General features: G+C 51.1%; 1 protein-coding gene and 1 tRNA gene. One reads left to right on the top strand and one right to left on the bottom strand.

The window, feature by feature from the left end; genetic code table 11:
• Window positions 1-343 (bottom strand): transposase (locus ACMV5I_RS29475; protein ID WP_414825973.1); only part of this gene is annotated, 343 nt, incomplete at its 3' end.
• A gap of 230 nt (window positions 344-573) precedes the next feature.
• On the opposite strand from ACMV5I_RS29475, the gene ACMV5I_RS29470 reads away from it, so the two are divergent.
• Window positions 574-650, top strand: a tRNA-Ile gene (locus ACMV5I_RS29470).
• Window positions 651-1,066 lie beyond the last annotated feature (416 nt).

Here is a 1,066-nt window from a genome sequence, read left to right as displayed (position 1 = left end):
GCAATACTGCAGCGCGTCGGCTGACGGTGGAGTGGTCAGGCACGGCAAGGGATAAATGCATCATGCTGAAGACCGACGCCATCAGGCCTTCAGCCTGGCGCAGGGGTATCCGGAAGGCGGTACGCAGCATCAGGCAGGTCTGGATGGCGAGGTCAGAGTAGCGAGCCAGGCCCCCAGGCGTGGTGCGGGCGGCGGCCTTCCATTGTGCAATAGCTTCGGGTGTTATCCAAAGAGTCAGGCGGCCGCGTTGCTTCAGGCCGGCTTCGTATTGTGGCCAGTTAGTGAGGGTGTATTTTGCTTTGGGAATGTGGTGACGTTTTTTGGCGTTGTGTTTATGCGGCATCGTTAACACATCTCAGAATGGGCAGGCATTGATGATACCCGTTTAGCCATCCGTGCACCAACGCCATAAACATATCTTTACAATTTGAAGACAAAAAAATACCTGTCATGAGGTATAAAAATGATGCCTGACATGCCCATATGACCAGGTACCCCAACTATTTTGAGATTTGGAAAATCTCCTCACGCAGGTAATGCATACCTGCGTTTTTTTTACTATTTTTTGATGGAGGCCCTTTAGCTCAGTCGGTTAGAGCGCGCGACTCATAATCGCTCGGTCGCTGGTTCGAGTCCAGCAAGGGCCACCAATTACGATTATCGGATATTGGCTATTCGCTCTGTGTCCAGGCTGATGGTGTGGCGAAGACGGTAGATGGCTTGATACACAGGCAAAGGGGACATTCTGGTTTAGGGATCTCTACTCTCTGAATTTGCGGACAGCTGAATGTCCCCTTTGCTGTGATGAGTGTCTTTCCCCGACTATGATGCCTGCCAGCGGTATGTTTCTGTCGTTACGCGCTTTAACGATAACATCATCAACCTAAAAAATGGCGGTTGTTGAGAAAAGGGGCTACGTTTAGAACAGTAGCCCGCCTGCGGCGGGAGCTAAGATTCTGTTAGAGAGTGACTTTCTTCAACCATCGTAGCTCGCTATACTCCCGCGTATGCACATACCTCGACCAGCAAAACTCCTCTTCCAGATTGATGATGGCTGGGGCCAGTT

The sequence above is a fragment of the Serratia sp. T13T92 genome, from assembly GCF_047530105.1.
GTDB lineage: Bacteria > Pseudomonadota > Gammaproteobacteria > Enterobacterales > Enterobacteriaceae > Chania > Chania fonticola.
The sequence above is the reverse complement of the archived record's forward strand: the minus strand, read 5'-3'. Positions and strand labels throughout refer to the sequence as shown.